General features: G+C 70.3%; 21 protein-coding genes. 5 read left to right on the plus strand and 16 right to left on the minus strand.

The window, feature by feature from the left end:
- Positions 1-182: 182 nt before the first annotated feature.
- From ACYVAG_RS03335 to glmS, 6 genes are read right to left on the minus strand one after another with little or no spacing between them, the layout of a single operon-like run.
- A complete protein-coding gene (locus tag ACYVAG_RS03335; RefSeq protein ID WP_460766451.1) occupies positions 183-1,280 on the minus strand; it encodes an alpha/beta fold hydrolase in 1,098 nt (365 codons plus the stop codon).
- The gene (gene alr / locus ACYVAG_RS03340; RefSeq protein ID WP_460766455.1) at positions 1,277-2,440 is read right to left on the minus strand and encodes an alanine racemase; all 1,164 of its coding nucleotides are present in this window, start codon (positions 2,438-2,440) and stop codon (positions 1,277-1,279) included. Before alr ends, ACYVAG_RS03335 begins: the two co-directional genes overlap by 4 nt.
- A complete protein-coding gene (locus tag ACYVAG_RS03345; protein ID WP_460766457.1) occupies positions 2,437-3,867 on the minus strand; it encodes an NAD(P)H-hydrate epimerase in 1,431 nt (476 codons plus the stop codon). The genes alr and ACYVAG_RS03345 overlap by 4 nt, the downstream gene beginning before the upstream one ends.
- Before the next feature lie 46 nt (positions 3,868-3,913).
- Positions 3,914-4,264 carry a holo-ACP synthase gene (locus ACYVAG_RS03350; RefSeq protein WP_460766460.1) on the minus strand — a complete coding sequence of 117 codons (351 nt, stop codon included), beginning with the start codon at positions 4,262-4,264 and terminating at the stop codon, positions 3,914-3,916.
- Positions 4,261-5,046, minus strand: a complete 786-nt coding sequence (locus ACYVAG_RS03355; protein WP_460766462.1) for a 2-keto-4-pentenoate hydratase — start codon at positions 5,044-5,046, stop codon at positions 4,261-4,263. The genes ACYVAG_RS03350 and ACYVAG_RS03355 overlap by 4 nt, the downstream gene beginning before the upstream one ends.
- A 2-nt stretch (positions 5,047-5,048) precedes the next feature.
- A complete protein-coding gene (gene glmS, locus ACYVAG_RS03360) occupies positions 5,049-6,896 on the minus strand; it encodes a glutamine--fructose-6-phosphate transaminase (isomerizing) (RefSeq protein WP_460766465.1) in 1,848 nt (615 codons plus the stop codon).
- Between the two features lie 46 nt (positions 6,897-6,942).
- Between glmS and coaA the strand changes: the two genes are divergently transcribed.
- Positions 6,943-7,899, plus strand: coding sequence for a type I pantothenate kinase (gene coaA / locus ACYVAG_RS03365; protein ID WP_460766467.1), 957 nt, complete (start codon positions 6,943-6,945; stop codon positions 7,897-7,899).
- A 103-nt stretch (positions 7,900-8,002) separates the two neighbouring features.
- On the plus strand, positions 8,003-10,384 hold the full coding sequence (locus tag ACYVAG_RS03370; protein ID WP_460766470.1) for an ATP-binding cassette domain-containing protein: 2,382 nt from the start codon (positions 8,003-8,005) through the stop codon (positions 10,382-10,384).
- Positions 10,385-10,844: 460 nt separating this feature from the next.
- On the opposite strand, the gene glmM is transcribed toward ACYVAG_RS03370, so the two are convergent.
- From glmM to rplM, 3 genes are read right to left on the minus strand one after another with little or no spacing between them, the layout of a single operon-like run.
- Entirely contained in the window at positions 10,845-12,197 is a 1,353-nt protein-coding gene (glmM, locus tag ACYVAG_RS03375; RefSeq protein ID WP_460766473.1) for a phosphoglucosamine mutase, read from the minus strand.
- Positions 12,198-12,204: 7 nt separating this feature from the next.
- Positions 12,205-12,732: a 30S ribosomal protein S9 gene (gene rpsI / locus ACYVAG_RS03380; RefSeq protein WP_460766476.1), complete on the minus strand. Its 528-nt coding sequence runs from the start codon at positions 12,730-12,732 to the stop codon at positions 12,205-12,207.
- A gap of 20 nt (positions 12,733-12,752) precedes the next feature.
- On the minus strand, positions 12,753-13,223 hold the full coding sequence (gene rplM, locus ACYVAG_RS03385; protein WP_460766479.1) for a 50S ribosomal protein L13: 471 nt from the start codon (positions 13,221-13,223) through the stop codon (positions 12,753-12,755).
- A 374-nt stretch (positions 13,224-13,597) separates the two neighbouring features.
- On the opposite strand from rplM, the gene ACYVAG_RS03390 reads away from it, so the two are divergent.
- Genes ACYVAG_RS03390 through ACYVAG_RS03400 form a run of 3 tightly spaced genes read left to right on the plus strand, consistent with a single transcriptional unit; the run spans position 13,598 to position 15,689 of the window.
- Positions 13,598-14,179: a hypothetical protein gene (locus ACYVAG_RS03390; protein ID WP_460766482.1), complete on the plus strand. Its 582-nt coding sequence runs from the start codon at positions 13,598-13,600 to the stop codon at positions 14,177-14,179.
- Entirely contained in the window at positions 14,176-14,529 is a 354-nt protein-coding gene (locus tag ACYVAG_RS03395; protein WP_460766486.1) for a GntR family transcriptional regulator, read from the plus strand. The genes ACYVAG_RS03390 and ACYVAG_RS03395 overlap by 4 nt, the downstream gene beginning before the upstream one ends.
- A gap of 20 nt (positions 14,530-14,549) precedes the next feature.
- Complete coding sequence (locus ACYVAG_RS03400) at positions 14,550-15,689, plus strand: glycerate kinase (RefSeq protein ID WP_460766489.1); 1,140 nt, start codon at positions 14,550-14,552, stop codon at positions 15,687-15,689.
- A 238-nt stretch (positions 15,690-15,927) separates the two neighbouring features.
- Here ACYVAG_RS03400 and ACYVAG_RS03405 read toward each other — a convergent pair whose 3' ends face one another.
- The 7 genes from ACYVAG_RS03405 to ACYVAG_RS03435 form a co-directional block, all read right to left on the minus strand.
- Positions 15,928-17,211 (minus strand): citrate synthase, encoded by a 1,284-nt coding sequence (locus ACYVAG_RS03405; RefSeq protein WP_460766491.1) that lies wholly within the window; start codon positions 17,209-17,211, stop codon positions 15,928-15,930.
- Positions 17,212-17,319: 108 nt separating this feature from the next.
- The gene (locus ACYVAG_RS03410) at positions 17,320-17,916 is read right to left on the minus strand and encodes a TlpA family protein disulfide reductase (RefSeq protein ID WP_460766494.1); all 597 of its coding nucleotides are present in this window, start codon (positions 17,914-17,916) and stop codon (positions 17,320-17,322) included.
- On the minus strand, positions 17,903-18,820 hold the full coding sequence (gene ccsB, locus ACYVAG_RS03415; protein WP_460766497.1) for a c-type cytochrome biogenesis protein CcsB: 918 nt from the start codon (positions 18,818-18,820) through the stop codon (positions 17,903-17,905). Before ccsB ends, ACYVAG_RS03410 begins: the two co-directional genes overlap by 14 nt.
- A gap of 1 nt (position 18,821) precedes the next feature.
- A complete protein-coding gene (locus ACYVAG_RS03420; protein WP_460766499.1) occupies positions 18,822-20,276 on the minus strand; it encodes a cytochrome c biogenesis protein ResB in 1,455 nt (484 codons plus the stop codon).
- Positions 20,277-20,281: 5 nt separating this feature from the next.
- Entirely contained in the window at positions 20,282-21,268 is a 987-nt protein-coding gene (locus tag ACYVAG_RS03425; RefSeq protein WP_460766502.1) for a tetratricopeptide repeat protein, read from the minus strand.
- A gap of 419 nt (positions 21,269-21,687) precedes the next feature.
- On the minus strand, positions 21,688-22,425 hold the full coding sequence (locus ACYVAG_RS03430; RefSeq protein WP_460766508.1) for an ammonia-forming cytochrome c nitrite reductase subunit c552: 738 nt from the start codon (positions 22,423-22,425) through the stop codon (positions 21,688-21,690).
- Positions 22,389-23,246 carry an ammonia-forming cytochrome c nitrite reductase subunit c552 gene (locus tag ACYVAG_RS03435; protein WP_460766511.1) on the minus strand — a complete coding sequence of 286 codons (858 nt, stop codon included), beginning with the start codon at positions 23,244-23,246 and terminating at the stop codon, positions 22,389-22,391. The genes ACYVAG_RS03430 and ACYVAG_RS03435 overlap by 37 nt, the downstream gene beginning before the upstream one ends.
- Position 23,247 lies beyond the last annotated feature (1 nt).

Consider the following 23,247-nt stretch of genomic DNA (forward strand, 5'->3'; position numbering starts at 1 on the left):
TTGCGCAGCAGAAGAATCCACCTCAACCGGAACCCTCCGCAACCAATCAGGAAATATCGTCGATGAACATCAGATGAACGATTCTCAGTTCCATGCCGACCAATTCGAGCTCCGTCGTGCTTGAGCCGGCCCGCATGTCAGACCCTCGCTCGCGGAAGCACGTCCCGCGCAATAGGGAAGCGTCAGCCCAGGTGGCGCGCCGCCCGCGCGATCAGGTGGTCCAGCGCCTCGTTGATCTCCCGGTGGTGCTCGATGATGCCCATGTGGCCGCTGCGCGGCAGCACCAGCGTCTCGGCCCCCGGCAGCAGCTCGATGATCCGCTCGGTGTGCTCGACCGGCAGGATCTGGTCGTCCGCCCCGCCGATCACGGTGCTCTCGACCTGGGCGAGGGTCGCGTACGCCTCCTCGCCGTCGAACAGCGCGAAGCCCGGATAGAAGTCGGCGACGACCTCCATCGGTGTGCCCGCCACCATCTGGGACATGAAGTCGACGAACGCCGGGGGCACGTTGGAGCCGTATGACATGCGCCGCGTCGCCACGAACCCCAGGTCGGTCGTCGCGCGGCGCGAGCGCTCCACCAGCGCCGGCACCCGGTTCAGGACCGACAGCACCGGTGGCGCGACCTTCGAGAACAGCGTCCCCGGGATCCCGGGCACGATCGAGTGCTGCGTCAGACCGCCCGACGACGTCGCGACGAGGCCGACGCCCATGACCTTGGTGCCGAACAGGTCGGGCCGGTCGATCGCCAGTTGCTGGATCGTCATGCCGCCCATCGAGTGGCCGATCAGCACGACGGGCTCGTCGGGCGCCGTGGTCGCCTCGAGCACCTGCTGGAGGTCCTGGGAGAGCTGGGTGATGCGCGACAGCTCTCCGTCACCGCGGCTCGACCGCCCGTGGGACCGCTGGTCATAGAGCACCACTTTGTGGCGGCCGCGCAGGTGGGCGCGGATGAAGTGCCAGCAGTGCAGGGACAGCACATAGCCGTGCACCAGCACGATCGTCAGCCCTGGATCGACGGCGCCGGGCGGCGCGAAGCGGTCGAACTCGTCGACCTCCACGTGGAGGCGTACGCCGTCGGCGGTCGTCACGTCGGGGCCACCGGCCCGCAGCGAATAGAACGGGTGGGCCTCGAGCTCTGCCAGTGGCGGGAAGCCGCGCGTCAGCCGGCGGCGCTCGATCTGCAGGCCACCCGCCGCGGCCCCGGCAGCGAGCGCGGCGACGCCGCCGACGATGCCCCACCCCTGGGCGGCCCTGGACGGCTTCCGATGTCGCCGGCTCACGTGTGTTCCCCTTCTCCCGCAGCAATCCCCGCACCCACGTGTACGCGGGGGACGCGTACGCCGACACGGGTCACGATCTCGTAGCCGATCGTGCCACAGCGCTCGGCCCACTCCTCCGCGGTGGGCGCGCCCGGCGCGCCGAACAGGCACACCTCGTCACCGGGTGCGTCGGTGGCGTCCGGTCCCAGCTCGACGACCAGCTGGTCCATGCACACCCGTCCGCGCTGCGGCACGCGCCGCCCGCCGACGGCGAGGTCGACCACACCGGACGCGTGCCGCGGGATGCCGTCGCCATAGCCCAATGGCACCAGCCCCAGCGTCGTGGCCTCGGGCGCGGTCCAGCGCCCGCCGTAGGACACGGTCGCGCCGGCGGGCACCCGCTTCACGTGCACCAGTTGGGCGCGCAGCTCCATCACCGGCTGCAGCGCGATGCCCTGCCGGGCGGCGATGCCGTCGCCCGGGTCGACGCCGTACGCGGCCATCCCCACCCGCACCATCTCGTAGTGGGCCCGCGGCACCTGCAGCGCCGCCGCCGAGTTCGCGATGTGGCGGATCGGCGGGTTCAGCCCGAGCGCGCGGGCCCGCGCGTACGCCGCGTCGAACACGGCCAGCTGCTGGTCGGTGTGGGGCAGCTCGAGCTCGTCACTCGAGGCGAAGTGGGACCACACCCCCACGACCTCGATCGCCCCGGCCTCCTCGGCCTCGGCCGCCGCGCGGCACAGGTCGTCCCACTCCTCGGGTGAGGATCCGTTGCGGCACAGGCCGGTGTCGATCTTGAGGTGGACGCGGGCGCGGCGGCCAACGGTGGCCGCGGCCGCGGCGACGCGGGTCACGTGGTCGACGCGGTGGAGCCCGAGGTCGACGTCGGCGGCGACCGGCGCGGCGAGGTCGGTGTCCTCGCCGAACAGCCACGCCATCAGGCGCCCGGTGTCCCCCGATTCCCGCATGGCAAGGGCTTCCCCGGTGGTCGCGACCCCGAGCCACGTCACGCCCGCGGCGCGGGCGGCGCGGGCGCACGGCACCATGCCATGGCCGTACGCGTCCGCCTTCACCACGACCATGACCTCCGCCTTTCCCACGTGGGCACGGATCGCGGCGACGTTGGCCACGAAACGGTCGAGGTGGATGCGGGCGCTCGTCGTCGCGACGTCGGGAATCACCACAGCTCCCCCGCGTCCAGCGCGGCGACGGTCGCGGGGAAGCGCGCGGCCAGCTCGTGGGGCGGATAGGGGCCCGGGTTTCCCTGTGCCGTCAGGGATTGCAGCGAGGCGGCGGCCACCGCGGCGTGCTTGGGCGAGAGCCCCGCCGCCAGCAGCGTGGCGCACGCCCCGGCCAGGGTGTCGCCCGATCCGGCCTGCGCCGTCCAGGCGGGACCGGGAAGCGCGACGGCCAGAGTCGGGTCGTCCGGGGCCCCGACGAACTGCGTGGATCCCTTGAGGAGCACGGTTGCGCCGGTCTTCTCGACGGCGCGCCGGACCGCCCCGCCCGGGTCCTGTTCCACCTCGGCGCGCTCGACGCCCAGCAGGCGGGCGAGTTCACCGGCATGCGGTGTCAGCAGGCAGCGGCCCAGGCGCCCGGGGAGGTCGCGCAGCCCGTCGGCGTCGATCACGCACGGCGTCCCCGTGGCCACGACCGACTCGATGCGAGAGCGCCCGTCGGCGCGCTCGCCCCAGCCGGGCCCGAAGAGGTACGCCTGGCAGCGCCCGCTGCCGGGCACCACGTTGGGGAAATGCTCGACGACGCGCGCGGCGACCTCGTCATCGCCCACGAACCGCACCATGCCGGCGCCGGTGTGCACCGCTCCCCCGGTCGCCAGCAGGCCCGCGCCGGGATACCGCGCCGAGCCGGCGTCGATACCGACGACGCCGCGGGCATACTTGTCGCTCGACGCGTCGGGCCACGGCCACGCGTCGGCGACATCGGGCGCCTCCCACACCTCGAGGTCCGGGGCGCCGAGGTCGAGGTCGAGGTCCACGACTTCGACCCGCCCACAGGCGGAGCGGCCGGGATCACTGACGTGGCAGGGTTTCAGGGCGCCGAAGGTCACCGTCAGGTCGGCGACGAACGCCCCGTCGCCGCGCCCGGTGTCGGCGCCCAGGCCCGAGGGTACGTCGACGGCGACGAGCGCCGCGGGCGAGGCCTCCGCCCGCCGCGCCAGCGATTCGAGATCGCCTGACAGTCCGGGGCGGCCACCGATGCCGAAGATCCCGTCGACGACGGCGTCGGCGTGCTCGATCGCGTCGCCCGCAGTGGCCACGCGGCCGATCCAGCGGCCGCCCGCGGCCTGGAAGGCTCGCGCGCCGGCGGCGTGGAAGCGGTCCGACTGGCACCACGCGCGGACGCGTACGCCTGCCCGCAGCAGGCGGACCCCGGCATACAGGGCGTCGCCGCCGTTGTTGCCCGGGCCGACCAGCAGCACGACGTCGCGGCCGCGGAACCCGCCCGTGCGAGCGCGCAGCGTGCGCCGCACCGCCCAGGCCAGGCCTTCGGCCGCCCGCTGCATCAATCGCCCGTCGTCGCCGCCGGTGGCCGCGAACGCCCGCTCCTCGGCGGCGCGGACCTGGTCGCTCGTGTACGCGTACCTCACCCGTCCACTCTAGGACCCGCGGCCCCGGCTGCCGGACAGGGCGGGGTCAGGACTCGCACACCACGAACGCCGTGGCGACGCCCGCGTCGTGGGCCAGCGACAGGTGGACGCGGGCGACGCCGAGCTCGGCCATGCGGGCCGCGACCGAACCGCGCGTCGCGAACGAGGGTCGACCGTGCTCGTCGACGACGACCTCGGCGTCGTGCCAGCCCAGGGCCCGCTCGATGAGCAGGGCCTTGGCGAGGGCCTCCTTGGCCGCATAGCGGGCGGCCTGCCCCTCCATGGGTCGCGCGGCCTCGGCGGTGGTGAGCCAGCGCTCGGCGAATCCGGGCCTGCGGGCACACGCGGCGGCGAAGCGGCTGACGTCGCAGACGTCGACGCCGATGCCGATGATCATGGAACGAACGTCAGCTCGAGCGTCCCGAACCGGCCGTAGTCACCCACGATCGTCTCGCCCGGCGCGACGAGCATCGGCTGCGTGCACACGCCGGTGGTGACGAATTGTCCGGCGTGCAAGGGAATCCCATGGGTCGACAGCTCGTTGACCAGCCACGTCAGCGCGGTCAGCGGGCTGCCGAGCACGCGATCACCGGCGCCCTCGAGAACCGTCCCGTTGCTGCTGCTGCCGGTGACGCGCACCGCTGCAAGGTCGAGCGACTTCCAATCCTGCGCGGCCGCCGGGGCGAGCACGAGGCTGTGGCCGCAGGCGTTGTCGGCGATCAGCTGGACCTCGCCCGCGGCGGCGGGGTCGGTGAACCGGCTGCTGGGCAGCTCCCACGACAGGAGCAGCTCGCCGGCGCCGTCGAGGACGTCGGCCTCCGCGTACGCCTCCGCGCGCGGCAGGAAGTCGTGGTCGAGGCGGAACGCGAACTCGAGCTCGGCCAGCCGCATCACGTTGCCCGCCAGGGAAACCCGCCCCGGCTCGAACACCCGCTCGGCCAGCACGCGGCCCGCGAGTGGGCCGTCGACGTTGACGTGTTGCTGCCCGGCGACCGAGGTCGCCGCGATCTTCCACCCCGGCACGCCGGCGGTCACCTCGGCCCAGTGGGCCTGGACCGCGTACGCCTCCGCACGCGTGGTGGGCCGCACGTCGTCGGGCAGCGCGTCGATCGTCTCCCCCGTGACGTCGGCCCGCCAGAGCAGGTCGAAGGCGGCGCGCGTGTCGGGACCGGTGGACATGGTCACTCCACCGTCACGGACTTCGCCAGGTTGCGCGGCTGGTCGACGTCGTGGCCCTTCTGGGTCGCGAGCTCGCAGGCGAACACCTGCAGGGGGATCGCCGCGAGCAGCGGCTGCAGCAGGGTCGAGACCTTCGGCAGCGGGAAGAGCGTGTCGGCGTACGGGCGCACGATGTCGTCGTCGGCCTCCGCCAACACGATGGTGCGCGCGCCGCGCGCCCGGATCTCCTGGATGTTCGACACGACCTTGTCGTGCAGCATGTCGCGACCACGGGGCGGCACGACGACGAAGACCGGCAGGCGATCGGCGATGAGCGCGATCGGTCCGTGCTTGAGTTCGCCGGCGGCGAAGCCCTCGGCGTGGATGTAGGCCAGCTCCTTGAGCTTCAACGCGCCCTCGAGCGCGACGGGATAGCCCACGTGGCGGCCGAGGAACAGCACCGACGGCTCGTCCTTGAACTCCGCGGCGAGGTCCATCACGGGCTGGATGTCGTCGAGGACCTCCTGCACGAGGCGCGGCATGTCCTCGAGTTCGGCCATGACGGCGGCGATCTCCTCGCCGAACTTGGTGCCCTTGACCTGGGCCAGATAGAGCCCGAGCAGATAGCAGGCCAGGACCTGGGTCAGGAAGCCCTTGGTCGACGCGACGCCGATCTCGGGGCCGGCGTGGGTGTAGATCACCGCGTCCGACTCGCGCGGGATCGTCGATCCGTTGGTGTTGCAGATCGCCAGCACCTTCGAGCCCTGCGCCTTGGCGTGACGGATCGCCATGAGCGTGTCGGCGGTCTCGCCCGACTGGGAGATCGCGACGACGAGTGTGTCGGGGCCGACGATGGGGTCGCGATAGCGGAACTCGCTGGCCAGCTCGACCTCGCACGGCGTACGCGTCCAGTGTTCGATGGCATATTTCGCGACCATGCCGGCGTAGTGGGCGGTGCCGCAGCCGATGATGATGATCTTGGATATGCCGCGCAGGGCCTCGGGGCTGATGCGGATCTCGTCGAGCGTCAGCTTGCCGTTGGTGTCGTGACGGCCGAGCAGCGTGTCGGCGATGGCCTTCGGCTGCTCGAAGATCTCCTTGCGCATGAACCAGTCGAAGCCGTCCTTCTGGGCCGCCGAGGTGTCCCAGTCGACGTGGTAGGGCTTGACCTCGGCCTCGTTGCCGTCGAAGTCGGTGACGCGCCAGCTGTCGGCGGTGATCTCGACCATCTGGTCCTGGCCCAGCTCGACGGCGTCGCGCGTGTATTCGATGAACGCCGCCACGTCGGAGCCGACGAAGTTCTCGCCCTCCCCGACGCCCAGGACCAGCGGGGAGTTGCGACGGGCGGCGACGACGCGGCCCGGCTCGTGGGCATCCACGGCCACCAGGGTGAAAGCGCCCTCGAGACGCTTGCTGATCGTACGCATGGCCTCGACGAGGTCGGCGCCGTTGTCGACCTCGCGGCCGACGAGCTGGGCCGCGACCTCGCTGTCGGTCTCCGACTTCAGGTCGACGCCCACGAGCTCGTCGCGCAGCGACGCGAAGTTCTCGATGATGCCGTTGTGGACCAGCGCCACGCGGCCCGACGCGGAGACGTGCGGGTGGGCGTTCGGATCGTTGGGGGCGCCGTGGGTGGCCCAGCGGGTGTGGCCGATGCCGGTGCCGGACGCGCTGAGGGGGTGTGCCTCGAGCTCGGCGGTCAGGTTGGCGAGTTTGCCGGCCCTCTTGGCCGACTCGATGTGGCCCGGCCCGTCGTCGACCACCACCGCGACGCCCGCGGAGTCATAGCCCCGATATTCGAGACGCCGAAGCCCGTCGACGACGACATCCTTGGCGGATCTGCCGCCGACATAACCCACGATTCCGCACATGCGAGGAACCATACCGGCGCGGGTCGGTTGGGGCAGAATGACCGGCATGGCAGCCGAGGTGACCACCGAAGGACAGGGCCCCTACGTCGAGCGCAGCCGCGCCGACTGGGCCGCGATGGCGAACCAGATGGCGCAGCCGCTCGATCAGGGGGTGCTCGACGACCTCCGCGGTCTGGGCGACCCCACCAACCTCGCCGAGGTCTCGGATGTCTATCTCCCGCTGACCCGCCTGCTCAGCCTCTATCACCACCACACCGGCGAGCTGTTCCAGTCGTCCAACCGGTTCCTCCAGCTCAGTGCCCGGCGTACGCCGTTCGTCATCGGCGTCGCCGGATCGGTCGCCGTCGGCAAGTCCACCACCGCGCGCCTGTTGCAGGCGCTGCTGTCGCGCTGGCCCGAGCACCCGCGTGTCGAGCTGATCACGACCGACGGATTCCTGATGCCGAACGCCGAGCTCGCGCGGCGCGGAATCCTGCAGCGCAAGGGATTCCCGGAGTCCTATGACCGCCGCGCCCTGCAGCGCTTCGTGATGGACGTGAAGTCAGGCAAGGACGAGGTGACCGCGCCGGTCTATTCCCACATGGTCTATGACATCGTCCCCGACCAGACGATCACGGTGCAGCGGCCCGACATCCTCATCGTGGAAGGCTTGAACGTGCTCCAGCCGGCGCGGGTGCGGGCCGACGGCACCACCGGCCTCGCGGTCAGCGACTTCTTCGACTTCTCGGTCTATGTCGACGCGGCCGACGCCGACATCAAGCGCTGGTATCTGCAGCGATTCATGTCCCTGCGCAGCACCGCCTTCCGCGACCCGCGCTCCTATTTCAAGAAGTACGCAGAACTCGACGACCGCGAGGCCTTCGAACTGGCCGACCACATCTGGGACACGATCAACGGACCCAACCTGGCGCTGAACATCCGGCCGACGCGCGGACGCGCGACCGCGATCCTGCGCAAGGGAGAGAACCACGAGGTGAAGTGGGTCCGGATCCGCAAGATCTGACCGGACGTCCTCCGAGCGAGGCCGTCCAGGCGTACCCTCCCGAACGCTCTCCGAGCGAGGCCGTCCACGGCCGAGACGAGGAGCACATGGTTGAATCCTCACCATGACCAGCCAGGCGCACGCCGCCGACTCCCACGACCTGATCCGCGTCCGCGGGGCGCGCGAGAACAACCTCCGCGACGTCGATGTCGAGATTCCGAAGCGTCGGCTCACCGTGTTCACCGGCGTCTCCGGGTCCGGCAAGAGTTCCCTGGTCTTCGGCACCGTCGCCGCGGAGTCGCAGCGCATGATCAACGAGACCTACAGCGCGTTCGTGCAGGGGTTCATGCCGTCGCTGGCCCGCCCCGACGTCGACCTGCTCGAGGGGCTGACAACGGCGATCATCGTCGACCAGGAGCGCATCGGCGCCAACCCTCGGTCGACCGTCGGCACCGTCACCGACGTCAACGCCATGCTCCGCATCGTGTTCAGCCGCCTAGGGCAGCCCCACATCGGGTCGCCGCAGGCGTACTCGTTCAACGTGGCCTCGATCTCCGGCGCCGGCGCCGTGACGCTCGAGAAGGGCGGGGAGAAGGTCAAGGAGCGCCGCGAGTTCCAGGTCACCGGTGGCATGTGCCCGCGGTGTGAGGGCATGGGCGAGGTGAACGACTTCGACCTGACCCAGCTCTATGACGCGGACAAGTCGCTGAACGAGGGCGCGCTGACGATCCCCGGCTACACGATGGACGGCTGGTATGGCCGCATCTTCCGCGGCTGCGGCTTCTTCGACCCCGACAAGCCGATCAAGGACTTCACGAAGAAGGAACTGCGCGACCTGCTCCACAAGGAGCCGACCAAGATCAAGGTCGAGGGCATCAACCTGACATACGAGGGTCTGATCCCGAAGATCCAGAAGTCGATGCTGTCGAAGGACAAGGACGCACTGCAGCCCCACATCAGGGCGTTCGTCGATCGCGTCGTCACGTTCACCAGCTGCCCCGAATGCGAGGGCACGCGTCTCAGCGAGGGGGCGCGGTCGTCCAGGATCAACGGGGTGACCATCGCGGACGCCTGCGCGATGCAGATCAGCGACCTCGCCGACTGGGTACGCGGCCTCAAGGAGCCGTCGGTCGCTCCCCTGCTGGAGGCGCTCACCGAGACGCTCGACTCGTTCGTGGGCATCGGGCTCGGCTATCTGTCCCTGGCGCGACCGTCCGGCACGCTGTCGGGTGGCGAGGCGCAGCGCGTGAAGATGATCCGCCACCTCGGGTCGTCGCTGACCGACGTCACCTATGTGTTCGACGAGCCCACGATCGGCCTGCACCCCCACGACATCCAGCGCATGAACGAGCTGCTGCTCCAGCTGCGCGACAAGGGCAACACCGTGCTCGTGGTCGAGCACAAGCCCGAGATGATCGCGATCGCCGACCACGTCGTCGACCTCGGCCCGGGTGCGGGCTCGAAGGGCGGCCGCATCTGCTTCGAGGGCACGATCGACGGGCTGCGTGCCAGCGACACCGTCACCGGCCGCCACCTCGACGACCGGGCCGCGCTCAAGGAGACCGTGCGTACGCCGTCGGGCTCTTTGGAGGTGCGCGGCGCCGACACCAACAACCTGCGGGACGTCGACGTGGACGTGCCGCTGGGCGTGCTCGTGGTTCTCACCGGCGTCGCGGGCTCGGGAAAGAGCTCGCTGGTGAACGGGTCGCTGGTCAAGGACCATCTGAAGGGTGCGGAGTCAGGGATCGTGGCGATCGACCAGGGCGCGATCCGCGGGTCGCGACGCAGCAACCCGGCGACCTACACCGGCATGCTGGAGCCGATCCGCAAGGCGTTCGCGAAGGCCAACGGCGTGAAGCCCGCGCTGTTCAGCGCCAACTCGGAGGGCGCGTGCCCGACGTGCAAGGGCGCGGGCGTCATCTATACCGACCTCGCGATGATGTCGGGCGTCGCGACCCCGTGCGAGGAGTGCGAGGGCCGCCGCTTCCAGGCCGCGGGGCTGGACTATCACCTGGGCGGCAAGGACATCAGCCAGGTGCTGGCGATGTCGGTCGACGAGGCCACGGGGTTCTTCGGGTCGGGAGAGGCGAAGACACCGGCCGCGCACACGATCCTGAAGCGCCTGGCCGACGTGGGGCTGGGCTATCTCACGCTGGGGCAGCCGCTGACGACGCTGTCCGGTGGCGAGCGCCAGCGCATCAAGCTGGCGACCCACATGGGCGAGAAGGGCGGGATCTACATCTTGGACGAGCCGACGACGGGGCTCCACCTTGCGGATGTCGAGCAGTTGCTCGGGCTGCTGGACCGGCTGGTCGATTCCGGCAAGTCGGTCATCGTGATCGAGCACCACCAGGCCGTGATGGCCCACGCCGACTGGATCATCGACCTCGGCCCGGGCGCGGGCCACGACGGCGGTCGCGTGGTGTTCGAGGGGACGCCGGCGGAGCTGGTGAAGGACGCGTCGACGCTGACAGGGAAGCACCTCAAGGAGTACGTGAAGAGGTAGGGGCGAGTAGAGGAGCCCGAACGCTCTCCGAGCGAGCGCAGCGGGTCGAGGAGCCCGAACGCTCTCCGAGCGAGCGCAGCGAGTCGAGGAGCCCCACGCTCTCCGAGCGAGCGAGCGCAGCGAGTCTAGGAGTACGGCGACGATCTATGGACGATCTGCGTAGATCACCCGTCCAACCGCGAAATCGTGGTCGAGGTCGCCGATCCATGCACGTTGTCCAGAGGTGGAGCGGCCGCTCCTCGACTCGGCCGCAAGCGGCCTCGCTCGGAGAACGTAGGTCACCGCTCCTCGACTCAGCCGCAAGCGGCCTCGCTCGGAGAACGTAGGTCACCGCTCCTCGACTCAGCCGCAAGCGGCCTCGCTCGGAGAACGTAGGTCACCGCGGCCTCGCTCGGAGAACGTAGGTCACCGCGGCCTCGCTCGGAGAACGTAGGTCACCGCGGCCTCGCTCGGAGAACGGTCAGCTCAGCGACAGGTGCTCGCGTACAACCGCAGCCAGGCGGTGCGCTACGTCGTGGGCGACGTCGTGGGTCTCGGCCTCGACCATCACGCGGACGAGCGGCTCGGTGCCGGACGGGCGCAACAGCACGCGGCCGGTGGTGCCCAGCGCCTGGGACTCGGCCGTGACGGCCTGCATGACCTGTGGCTCGAGCGCGGCGCGCGCCTTGTCGACGTTCGGCACGTTCAACAGCACCTGCGGCATGCGGGTCATCACCCCGGCGAGCTCCGCGAGCGTACGCCCGGTCGCGGCCATGCGCCCCATCAGGTGGAGGCCGGTCAGCACCCCGTCGCCGGTCGTCGCGAACTCGCTCATGACCACGTGGCCGGACTGCTCGCCGCCCAGGGTGAAGCCGTTGTCGCGCATCGACTCGAGGACGTAGCGGTCGCCGACCTTGGTCTGGTCGACCTTGATGCCGTGGTCGCGCATGGCGTTGACGAAGCCGAGGTTGCTCATCACCGTCGCGACGACGGTGTCGCCGACGAGCTTGCCCTGCTCCTTGAGGTCGAGCGCGAGGACCGCGAGGACCTGGTCGCCGTCGACGAGGTTGCCCTCGTGGTCGACCGCGAGGCAGCGGTCGGCGTCGCCGTCGAGGGCGATGCCGAGGTCGGCGCCGTGCTCGACGACGGCCTGCTGCAGGTCGCCCATGTGGGTCGAGCCGCAGTTGTCGTTGATGTTGGTGCCGTCGGGGTCGGCGTGGATCGCGACCACGGTCGCGCCGCGGCGCTCGAAGGCCGCGACGGCGGTGGCGTGGGCGGCACCGTTGGCGCAGTCGACGACGACGGTGAGGCCGTCCAGACGTACGTCTCCGAGGCTGCCGGCCAGGTGGTCGACATAGGTGTCCAGGAGCAGACCATCGTCGCGGACGCGACCCACGGCCGCGCCGACGGGGCGCTGCCACTCCTCGCCCATGTGCTCCTCGATGGCGTCCTCGAGGTCGTCGCCGAGCTTCGCACCACCGCGGGAGAAGAATTTGATGCCGTTGTCGGGCATCGGGTTGTGGCTCGCGGACAGCATGACGCCGAGGTCGGCGCCCGTGTTGTTGACCAGGAAGGCCACGCCCGGGGTCGGCACCACGCCGACGCGGACGACGTCCACGCCGGCGCTGGCCAGCCCCGCGACCACAGCAGCCTCCAGGAACTCGCCCGACGCGCGCGGGTCACGACCCACGAGGGCAACAGGCTTGTGCCGACCGAACGCGCCGGCCTCGCCGAGCACGTGGGCAGCGGCGACCGAGAGGTCGAGCGCGAGTTCCGCGGTCAGGTCCTGATTGGCCTGACCGCGGACCCCGTCGGTTCCGAAGAGGCGTGCCACAGCCGAATCAGCGCTTGCTGTACTGGGGAGCCTTGCGGGCCTTCTTGAGACCAGCCTTCTTGCGTTCCTTGATGCGCGCGTCGCGCGTCAGCATGCCGGCCTTCTTCAGGGCCGGACGCGACGCCTCGGCGTCGATGCCGTTGAGGGCGCGGGCGATGCCGAGGCGCAGGGCGCCGGCCTGACCCGTGATGCCGCCGCCGTGGATGCGGGCGATGACGTCATAGGAACCCTCGACACCGGCGGTCGCGAACGGGTCGGACGCGATCTGCTGGTGCACCTTGTTCGGGAAGTAGTCCTCCAGCGTACGGCCGTTGATCTTCCACTGGCCGGAGCCGGGGGTGATGCGGACGCGGGCGACGGCCTCCTTGCGGCGGCCGGTGGCCATGCCGGGGGCGACGACCGCGGGACGGCCGGTCGGCTGGGCCTGGCCCGACGGGGCGCCAGCCTCGGAGCGATAGGCGATCTCGCGGTCGCCCTCGGTGAACGGGGTCGCCTCGTCGACGACGGTCTCGGTCTCTTCTACGTGCTCAGACATGTTCTGCGGATCTCCGGGCTTCACTTGGCGTTCGCGGAGGTCGTGGCGACCTGGGCGATCTGGGTGATCTGGTACGACTCAGGCTTCTGAGCCGTGTGCGGGTGCTCCGGGCCGGCATAGACCTTGAGCTTCTTCATGAGCTGACGGCTCAGGCGGTTCTTGGGCAGCATGCCCCACACGGCCAGCTCGACGGCGCGACGCGGGTCCTTGTCGAGCAGCTCGCCGTAGGGAACGGCCTTCAGGCCACCGGGGCGGCCCGAGTGGCGGTAGGCCATCTTGTCGGTGCGCTTCGCACCCGACAGGGAGATCTTCGACGCGTTGACGACGACGACGAAGTCACCGCCGTCGACGTGGGGCGCGTAGGTGGGCTTGTGCTTGCCACGCAGGAGGGTGGCGGCGGCAACGGCGAGACGCCCGAGGACGACGTCCTCAGCGTCGATGACGACCCACTTGCGGTCGATCTCGCCGGGCTTGGGGCTGTACGTGGACACGCAAACCTTCTTCGGTAGGAACTGGACAGACATTCGGCAGACGCTCGATGATCCTCAACAGCGCTCGAGAAAGGCGCCGGAGTGCAGCGTCCGCTTCTCGAACCCACGACTCCGGGGAGTCGATGTTTCGGCCAGTCGGAGTCGTCCGCGGCGGACGGGCTCCCGTTTGCGTCGAGCGCAACAGACGGAACTGTACGCGGGGTGGGCGGCGAGCGGCAAATCCAGGGCGCTGACGCATGCCCTCACCCCTGACGCAACTTGTGCACGCGGGTGCACAGGTTGGGCCGGTGCCCCGGCGTGTCGACGCAACTCGTGCACACGAGACGTGGGGCGTCGCCTCCGACAGTTAATACAAAGCATGCTACATTCACTCCATGGACACCTTGGCCCAGATGCTCGCGACCGCCCTCGTCGGCGGCGCGGTCGCGCTCAGCATCAACAGCAGCGCGCTCGCGCCGGCCGACGTCCTCCGAGAGCGTACGCCGGGTCCACGCCTGTCACGCGTGTCGGTTCCGCGGCTGGGCGGACTCATCCCCCTGGGTCTCACCGTGGCCCTGACCGTGGTGAGTGCAGGCTTCGCGGCCGCGTACCTCCCTCTCGCGGTGGGCCTTAGGCCCGACGTGCGCGGATGGGTGGTGGCGACCGGCGTACTCGCCCTGATCGGCACGGTCGCGGGGTGGGTTGCGGCGCTGTGGCTCGTGCGGCAGCCCCAGCTCGCGTCCTCGGCCGAGGAGCTCGCCTGGTCGGACACGCTGCGGCGACGCGACGTGTCGGCCCTGCTGGTGCTTGGACCAGGTCTGACCTTTGGGTTGGCCGCCGCCGCGTACACCTCGGGGGACGGCCCCATGAACGCTCCCGTGCAACCGCTCGCGGGACTCGCCTGGGCGTACGCGGCGGTCCTCGTCGCGTTCGCTGTCGCCTGGGCCGTCGTCGAGCGGAAGCCCGCGCGTCGATGATCGTCATTGACCCCGGTCTGCCCGCTCCCCCGTTCGAGCAGATCCGCGACCAGATCGCGGCCGCGCGCACGACCGGTGAGTTCCCGGCGGGCCATCGCCTCCCACCCGTACGCCACCTCGCGACCGAGCTCGGGGTCGCGGCCAACACCGTGGCCCGGGCGTACCGCGAGTTGGAGGCCGCCGGCGTGATCGAGACCCGTGGACGCCACGGGTCGTTCGTCACGGGAACCGAGGAGGCGCTGCCGAAGGCACTGGCCGTACGCGCGGCCGCGTACGTCTCGGACGCCCGCAGCCTGGGCGCGGACGATGCCGCGATCGCGGTCGCGGTGGGCCGGGCGCTGAAGGGCTGACCCGGCCCTATCCTCGGTCCATGAAGCCGACGTTCGTCCTCGCGCCCGACTCCTTCAAGGAGAGCCTCACCGCCCAGCAGGCCTGTGTGGCGCTCGAGGACGGGCTGCGCGAGAGCTTCCCCGACGCGACCTTCGTCCACGTGCCCATGGCCGACGGCGGTGAGGGCACCGTCCAGTCGCTCGTCGACGCCACCGGCGGCCGCACCGTCACGACCCGCGTCTCCGGGCCCCTCGGCGACGCCGTCGACGCCACCTGGGGGCTCCTCGGCGACGGCCAGAGCGCCGTCATCGAGATGGCCGAGGCCAGCGGGCTGGGCCTGGTCGAGCGCGCCCGGCGCGACCCCCGGGCCGCGACCACGCGCGGCACCGGCGAGCTGGTCCTCGCGGCGCTCGACGCCGGCGTACGCCGCCTCATCGTCGGCCTCGGCGGATCGGCCACGAACGACGCGGGGGCCGGCATGGCGCAGGCCCTGGGCGTACGCCTGCTCGACGCCGACGGGAACGACCTCCCGCCCGGCGGGGCCGCCCTCGCCCGCCTCGCCCGCATCGACGCCTCCGGGCTCGACCCGCGCGTCGCCGATCTCGCCGTCGAGGTCGCCTGCGACGTGTCCAACCCCCTGTGCGGGCGCGAGGGCGCCTCGGCGATCTATGGCCCCCAGAAGGGCGCCGACCCGGCGTGCGTCGCCGAGCTGGACGCCGCCCTCGCGGTGTTCGGCGAGCGGGTGCGCGCCGACCTTGGGCGCGATGTCGCCGACATCCCCGGCGCGGGGGCCGCGGGCGGCCTCGGCGCCGGACTGCTCGCCTTCACCGATGCGCGGCTGCGCAGCGGTGTCGAGATCGTCATCGAGCGCGCCGGGCTCGACGCCGCGGTGGCCGGAGCCGACGTGGTCATCACCGGCGAGGGCCGCATGGACGGCCAGACCCGCTTCGGCAAGACCCCGTTCGGGGTGGCGCAGGTCGGCGTACGCCACGGCGTGCCGGTGATCGCGATCGCGGGCGGCCTGGGCGAGGGGGTCGAGGAACTGTACGCGAGCGGCTTCGACGCGGTGTTCTCGGTGATCCCCGGGGTCGCGACGCTGGACGAGGTCCTCGCCGACGCGGCGGCCAACCTCACGCGCACGGCGCGGAACGTGGGGGCGGTGCTGCGGATGGGGCTGTAGTCCCTTCGACTCGCTGGCGCTCGCTCAGGGAACGTGGTGGGTAGTCCCTTCGACTCGCTGGCGCTCGCTCAGGGAACGTGGGGGTGCGCGCTCGCTCGGCTCCTCGACTCGCTCCGCTCGCTCAGGGAACGTGGGGGCGCGCGCTCGCTCGGCTCCTCGACTCGCTCCGCTCGCTCACGGACCGCGGCAACGCGAAAGGGCCGCCCCTTCCGGGACGGCCCCTCCACTCAAACCATGATCACTTGCTCGGGTAGTCGCGCTCGGTCTCGCCGACGTAGACCTGGCGCGGACGCCCGATCTTGCCGTCGGGGTCCGACATCTGCTCGCGCCACTGGGCGATCCAGCCGGGCAGGCGGCCCAGCGCGAACAGTGCGGTGAAATAGGACGCCGGGAAGCCCATCGCCTCATAGATCAGGCCGGTGTAAAAGTCGACGTTCGGATAGAGCTTGCGCTCGGCGAAATAGGGATCCTGCAGCGCGACCTCTTCGAGCTGCTTGGCCAGGTCGAGCAGCTCGTTCGACTTGCCGGTCTGACTGAGGATCTCGTCGGCGTGCTTCTTGATGATCACGGCGCGCGGGTCGAAGTTCTTGTAGACGCGGTGACCGAAGCCCATGAGCTTCACGCCCGACTTCTTGTCCTTGACCTTGTTCACGAAGGTGCTGATGTCCATGCCCTCGTTGCGGATCTGCATCAGCATCTCGAGCACGGCCTGGTTGGCGCCGCCGTGGAGCGGGCCCGACAAGGCGTTCACGCCGGAGGCGACGGACGCGTACATGTTCGTCTCGGCCGAACCGACCAGGCGCACCGTCGACGTCGAGCAGTTCTGCTCGTGGTCGGCGTGGAGGATGAACAGCGTCTCGAACGCACGGACGACGGCCGGGTCGAGCTCGTATTCCTCGGTCGGGTTGCCGAACGACAGGCGCAGGAAGTTCTCGACATAGGAGAGCTTCGACTGGGGATAGAGGAACGGTTCGCCGATCGAGTTCTTGTGGGCGTACGCCGCCAGCGTCGGGAACTGGCCCATCAGGCCGATCGTGGCTTTCTCGACCTGCGCCTGGTCCTTGATCGCCAGCGCGTCGGCGTTGAACGCCGCGAGGGCGTTGACGCCCGACGCGAGCACGGCCATCGGGTGGGAGCGGCGCGGGAAGCAGCGGAACAGGTCGCGCATGCGCTCGTCGAGGACCGACTTGCGGGTGATGTTGTCCTCGAACGTCTCGAGCTCGTCGGCGGTGGGCAGCTCGCCGTAGATCAGCAGCCAGGCGACCTCGAGGAACGTGGCCTTCTCGGCCAGCTGCTCGATGGGATATCCGCGGTAGCGCAGGATGCCCTGGTCACCGTCGATGAACGTGATGGCCGACTTGCAGCTCGCCGTGTTCGTGAAGCCGGGGTCCAGGGTTGTGTTGCCGGTGACCTTCATCAGCTGGCTGATGCCGTAGCCCGAGTTGCCCTCGGTGGCCTCGGTGATCGCAAGCTCGACCTTGTGCTCTCCGTGCTGGAGCACGGCGACGTCGTCGTTCGACATTTCTCTCCTAGGGTTTTCGGCATCACTGCCGGCGAACCAGTTGGCCACAGGTTATGCCCATCGTGGAGCGCTCCGCACACCGAGCGTCCACGGACCGGGTGATATGGGTCACGCCCGCAGCTGCCCGACCGCCTCCCGCATCCCTTCCGGAGTGAGGATTCCGGCGTGCACACGCTTCACCCGGCCGTCCGGTCCGACGAAGACGTGCATGGGCACGGCCCGGGCCCCATAGAGGTTCGAGACGGTCGCGTTCGGGTCGGGGATCTGGTGGTAGGTCATGCCGAGCTTGCCGGCGTACGCCTGCACCGCCTGCGCGTCCTCGGAGAGATACACCGCCAACACCTGTACGCCGGCCTCGCGCGAGTCCCTGTAGGTCTGCTCGATGTCGGGCGCCTCGGCGCGGCAGCCCGCACACCAGCTCGCCCCGAACGTCACCCAGACGGGCTTGCCGCGCAGGCCGGACAGCGAGACCTGCTCGCCGGTCGTCGTACGCGCGGTGAAGTCGGGCGCCATCTCCCCCACCCGCGGCAGGTGGGCGTCGCCGGCCGCGACCGGGGCCGCGGACGCGTCGCCCCCGCGGAGCCGCTGGGCGAGGACGAACCCGCCCACCAGCACCGCGACGACCACGACGAGGGCGAGGATGCGTGCGAGCGGAGAGAGCTCCCCGCCGCGCGACTGCGTGGGCGAGGGACTACGCGTACCCATGGAGACCACCGAAGAAGTAGTTGCCGAAGAAGGTGAACAGGACCGCGACGAAGCCGAGGATCAGCAGCCAGGCGGCGCGGTTCCCGCGCCAGTCGCTGACGACACGGGCGTGGAGGTACGCCCCGTAGACCAGCCAGGTGCACAGGGATGCGGTCTCCTTGGGGTCCCAGCTCCAGTAGCGGCCCCACGCGATGTCTGCCCAGATCGCGCCGAGGATGTTGGTGAGGGTCATCAGCGGGAAGGCGAACACGACCGCGCGATAGCCGATCTCCTCGAGCAGCTCCTTCTTCGGCATCGCCGGCAGGTGGACGTGGTCGGACAGGAGGTAGAGGATCCCGGCGCCCGAGGCGACGCCCGCGGCGCCATAGCCGAGGACGGCGGTGACGACGTGCAACGGCAACAGGATCTGGTTCTGCAGCGCGGGGATCAGCGGGGCGGTCTCGGAGCTGATTGTGCCGGCGAACAGCATCATGCCGAGCGTCATCGGCAGCACGAGCAGCCCGAGGATCCGGGTGCGGTAGCGCCACTGGAAATAGACGAACGCGACGAGCATGCCCCAGGCGAAGGAGACCGAGAACTCGTACTGGTTCGAGAACGGCGCGTGGCCGACCACGATCATCCGCAGCACGAGGGAGACCGTGAGCACCGCCAGCGCGAGCTCGACCAGGCGCTCGCCGATCCAGGCGACGCCGTGGCTGCGGCCCTCGGGCGTGGCGTGGTCGACGTGCTCGGCCGGCACTTCCGGGACGGGCGCCCCGGCTCCGACGAGGGCCGGCGTAGCCGCCGTGGTGGCGACCGCGACGGGCGTACGCCGCCGCACGGTGAGGACAGCGAGGTAGCAGATCGCGGCGAGCGCGACCATGATCGTTGCTGCGGTCAGGCAGTAGCGCGAGGCGTCAAGCATGTCAGGATTCCTTGCTCTGATGGGTGGTGGAGACCGGGGTGCCGAGCCCGGCGACGAGGCTGGCGAACCAGCGCTCGAAGGTGATGTCGTGACGGTCGGGCGAGGCGAGGCGGACGATGCTGCCCGTGCCCTCGGGATCGGCGCGCAGCCACACGCGGTGGTGGCGCAGGAACATGGTCAGGCACATGCCGATCATGATCATGATCGAGCCGATCCACACGAGCGGGGCGCCGGGATCGCGGGCGACCATCAGGCCCGTGTATTGACGCTCGCGCTCGAAGGTGATCGACAGGTCGCCCACCTTGGCGGGCTTGCCCTGGTCGAGCACCGAGCTCGCCAGCGGCTTGCGCTGGTCCTTGCCATAGACCTCGACGAGCATCTGGCCCGGCTTGACGCGGCCGTCACCGGAGCCCGAGGCGGCGCCCATGACATAGACCTCGAAGTTCTTCTCGGGCAGGTCGAGCGTGCCGTAGACCCCCTTCTCGTCCTGGGTCGTGAACTTCAGGGGGACGCTCGCGCGCCGGTCGACGCCGTCGCCGGTGATCGCGACATCGGCGGCCACGCCGAAGGTGGCCTGGTTGAAGGCCACGCCGCCGTGGCGCAGGGGCGTGTTGACCCTGACCTGCCGGGCGGCGACCTGCTGGCCGTCCTTGTAGAGCACGAGGTCGGAGTAGTAGTCCTTCGGCCGGCCATCGGGGTGGTAGGTGTCGGTGAACGCCTTGGCCTCGACCGCCATGCCGGTGCCATTGCCGACGTCGACGCGCTGGCCCACCGGCACGACGAAGTCGTCGTCGCGGAAGCCCAGCGAGCCGGTCACGAGGACGCCGACGAGGATGATCACGAAGGCCGCGTGGGCGGCAACGGTGCCGAACGGCGCCCAGCGGAACCGGTCGGTGTAGGCCGCGTACGGGGTGTCGCTGTCCCGCACCACGCGGAAGCCCTTCTTCTTCAGCGCGGCCGTGGCGGCGGCGTACGCCTCCTCGGGGCTGGCCTCGACGTACGCGGCCCCGTGGGTGCGGGCGCGCTCGTGGAAGCCCTCGCGCACGTGGACGTGCGGGTGCTTGGCCTGCTTCCACAGGTTCGGCATGCGGTGGGTCGTGCAGGCGATGATGCTGAGGGCGAGCAGCGTGGTGACCGTGCGGAACGCCAGGGAGCTGAACATGTGGAACACGCCGAGGATGTCCAGCACGACGGCCCAGCCGCCGTAGCGCTGCTTGGCCTGCTCGAGCCACTCGGCGTACTGGGCGGGATCGGCGCGCACGGGCTCGGGCGCCTGGATGAACAGGACGCCGAACAGGGTGAGGATGCCCATGGCCAGGATCAGCAGCAGGCCGAAGCGCTTGTTGTGGAACAGCGCATAGACGCGGCGGGCGAGCTGGCCGAGCGAGAGGTCGTGCTCGACGGGCTGCGGGGCATTGGGCTCGACGGGTGCGGGGGGTCGGGTCGTGGTCGTCATCGGGATCACTTCTTCGCGGGAGTGGCGGAGGGGGCGGCGGGATTCGCGGGGGTCGCGGAGGGGGCAGCTCCGTTGAGCTTCTCCATGTGGTTGGTCACGGTCTTGGCGATCTCGGAGCCGGGCGCGAGCTCGACCACGAGGCGCCACTCGGCCTCGACCTTCGCCATGTCGGGCGGGTTCGTGCTCATGTGGAGGAAGCCGAGGTTGTAGTGGACGTCGGCGTTCTTGGGATCCTGCTGGGCGCAGCGCGTCCACTCGCGCTCGGCGCCGGCGAGGTCGCCGACGTTGAAGTAGGCGACCCCGAGGATCAGCCGGGAGTCGAAGTCCTGCGGGCGGCGCTCGAGGAGGCCGTTGATCACGGTGGCGGCCTCGGCGAACTGCTGGACCTTGAAGTGCATGGTGGCCAGGGAGCGACGGGCCTCGATGTCGTCGGGGTCGGCGGCGATGCGCTTGTTCAGCTCCTCGGCCTTCGCCGCGTCGAACGTCGCCTGCGGGGCGGGGGTGGCGGTCCCGCCGGTGGCCGGGTGGTTCGCCGGCATGGTCTTCGCGGGGGCGCCCACGGCGTACACGCCCCAGACGAGTGCGGGGACGAGCAGGGCCATGACCGCGAGGCTGGCGCGGCGGTGGCGCGAGGTCGGGGCGGCGGCGGGGCGAGTTGCTTTGGCGGGGCGTGGAGTGCGGGGAGTGCGGGGAGCGCGGCGGGCGAGGGGCTTCTTCGCAGGCGTGGGCGCCGGCACCGACGCGGCGTCGGCCGGCAGCGCCCCGTCCAGCTCGGCGACATCCACGTAGGTGTCACCGTCGACGACGGTGTCGGGCTCGGGGGCGGCCGGGGCGGCCTCGACGGGCTGCGCGACACCGGCCGGCTCGAGGTCGGCCAGCAACTTGTCCAACGCATCGCGCGCGGCCCGGACCTCATCGGGACCCGCGGCCGGCGGGAGCCCCAGCTCCTCCAGGGTCTGGGCCATGCCCTGGTCGCGGTCTCGGGGTGCCATCGGTGTCTCCTTGTGAGGCGTTCGTTCAACAACTCGAGCGTCCCAAGAAGCGTCGTGGGCGACCATCCTTCGCGCGGCACGTTTACGGCACACGCGTGGGCCGGTGGGCACAGGGCACCGGGCCGACGGACTATATCTTTAGTCACCGAAAAGCGGTGTAAATCACGTCGGCCAGGGGTGTGGAAAGTGCACACCTGCGCCCATTCGGCGGCCCCGCGCCCGCCCCGCCCGGCGCATTGCGCACACCTGCGCCCAATCAGCAGCCCGACACCCGCCCCGCCCGGCGTGTTGCGCACACCTGTGCACTTTTCACAGTCGACCGCGCCAACCACCTCCCCGTCCTGCCCAGAACGTCCCGGAGGGCAGACCCATCGGGCCTGCCCTCCGTTCGACCGCGGCGCCTCACCACCGCGGCCAGCTCACTTCGGGGTCGGGGCCGGGACCGGGACCGGTGTCGCCGTCGGCACCGGCGCCGGGGCCGGCGGGGCCGGCACCGGGTTCGCCGGCTTCGTGCCCGTCGCCGGCATCTCCCCGCCGCGGAGGGCCAACTGGCCCAGGCGGGAGGCGTCGGTCACGTCGTTGAGGATCCGCTGGGTGTACGCCGGGGCGTGGAACCCTCGGGAGTTCTCGGAGACGACGTAGTCGAGGAAGAACGAGGCCTTGCGCTGGTAGTTCTGCGCCAGCTGGATGCGGTCGGCCGTGGCCGAGTTCTCCTTGCGCGCCTTGTCGAGGTCCTTCACCAGGGCGTCGAAGGCGTCGAACGAGACGTCCTTGGAGTGCTCGTAGCGGCTGTGGATCTGCTCGACGCGCTCCTTCATCTCCTTCTCGGTCTCCTTGTGGCACGTGAGGCAGGTGCGGTTGATCTGCACCTCGTCGACCATCGGGCTCTTGATCTGGTGGTCGCTGTACTTCATCGCGCCATCACGCCGGTACGGCATGTGGCAGTCGGCGCAGGTGACGCCGGCCCGGGCGTGGACACCGTTGCTCCAGGTCTCGAAGTCGGGGTGCTGGGCCTTGACCACGTTGGCGCCCGTGATGGCGTGCTTGAAGTCGGTGAAGCCCTTCTCGTCGTAGTACGCGAGCGCGTCGTCGACCGTCAATCCCTTCTCCCACGGGAAGGTCAGCGTCTTGGCGTCACCCTTGAAGTAGTACTCCACGTGGCACTGGCACACACGAACGCGCGCATCTCCTGCGGCGTCGCGTCCTTGTTCACGTCGTAGTCCTTGAGGCCCTGGCCCGCCTTGAGCGTCTTGATGCCGTTGATGAAGGCCGGACGGGTCACGCGCAGCGCCATCGTCTTCGGGTCGTGGCAGTCGATGCAGCCCACCGGGTGCTTGGCCAGCTTGGTGGCATCCGCGTACGGCATCTTGTTCATCGCGTCGAAGCCCGCGTTCATGTCGCCGTTGCCGAGGTCCCGCATGATCTCGACGGTGGACGCGTGGCAGTTCAGGCACGCGCCCGGCTGCTTGAACTGTGTGACGCGCTTGACGTTCTGCTGGTCGCTCAGCATCCAGTCGTGGCCGCGCGGCTCGTTGTATTCGACCGCGAAGGCGTACCCCTGCCACATGGTGACCAGGCGGGGGTCGTCCTGGAGCTTGCTCGGCGTCTTCCACTCGCGCGGGTCCTGGGCCGTCGGGGCCTGCTTGACCTTGTCGGCCTCGGGCCACGCGTTGGTCTTCTTCCAGCCCTGGTACTGCAGGGGGAAGTTCTGGCCCCAGACCGCCGGGTCATAGGTCGTCTCGGTCTGCTCGACGACACGGAACCAGGGGTCCTTGGCCTCTTCCTTCTTCTGGATGATGTTCACGAGCAGCGCGAGCGCCGTCACCGTCGCCAGCGCCCCGAGGACCAGGAAGGCCGCCAGCGGCAGCAACTTGATCCCCCACAGGCGCCGCTTGGGACGGCCGCCATCCTTCGCGTCGGCGGCCGGGGTCGCGCCCTTCGGCGCCGCACCGCCGGGCTCGTCGGGTTTCTCGTCCATG

The organism is Mariniluteicoccus flavus, from assembly GCF_054776655.1.

Coding starts and splice junctions, on each gene's coding strand:
- ACYVAG_RS03350 (WP_460766460.1), bottom strand. CDS start 4,264: ATGATCATCGGCATCGGCGTCGACGTCTGCGACGTCAGCCGCTTCGCC.
- ACYVAG_RS03355 (WP_460766462.1), bottom strand. CDS start 5,046: ATGTCCACCGGTCCCGACACGCGCGCCGCCTTCGACCTGCTCTGGCGG.
- glmS (WP_460766465.1), bottom strand. CDS start 6,896: ATGTGCGGAATCGTGGGTTATGTCGGCGGCAGATCCGCCAAGGATGTC.
- coaA (WP_460766467.1), top strand. CDS start 6,943: ATGGCAGCCGAGGTGACCACCGAAGGACAGGGCCCCTACGTCGAGCGC.
- ACYVAG_RS03370 (WP_460766470.1), top strand. CDS start 8,003: ATGACCAGCCAGGCGCACGCCGCCGACTCCCACGACCTGATCCGCGTC.
- rpsI (WP_460766476.1), bottom strand. CDS start 12,732: ATGTCTGAGCACGTAGAAGAGACCGAGACCGTCGTCGACGAGGCGACC.
- ACYVAG_RS03390 (WP_460766482.1), top strand. CDS start 13,598: ATGGACACCTTGGCCCAGATGCTCGCGACCGCCCTCGTCGGCGGCGCG.
- ACYVAG_RS03395 (WP_460766486.1), top strand. CDS start 14,176: ATGATCGTCATTGACCCCGGTCTGCCCGCTCCCCCGTTCGAGCAGATC.
- ACYVAG_RS03400 (WP_460766489.1), top strand. CDS start 14,550: ATGAAGCCGACGTTCGTCCTCGCGCCCGACTCCTTCAAGGAGAGCCTC.
- ACYVAG_RS03405 (WP_460766491.1), bottom strand. CDS start 17,211: ATGTCGAACGACGACGTCGCCGTGCTCCAGCACGGAGAGCACAAGGTC.
- ACYVAG_RS03410 (WP_460766494.1), bottom strand. CDS start 17,916: ATGGGTACGCGTAGTCCCTCGCCCACGCAGTCGCGCGGCGGGGAGCTC.
- ccsB (WP_460766497.1), bottom strand. CDS start 18,820: ATGCTTGACGCCTCGCGCTACTGCCTGACCGCAGCAACGATCATGGTC.
- ACYVAG_RS03420 (WP_460766499.1), bottom strand. CDS start 20,276: ATGACGACCACGACCCGACCCCCCGCACCCGTCGAGCCCAATGCCCCG.
- ACYVAG_RS03425 (WP_460766502.1), bottom strand. CDS start 21,268: ATGGCACCCCGAGACCGCGACCAGGGCATGGCCCAGACCCTGGAGGAG.
- ACYVAG_RS03435 (WP_460766511.1), bottom strand. CDS start 23,246: ATGGACGAGAAACCCGACGAGCCCGGCGGTGCGGCGCCGAAGGGCGCG.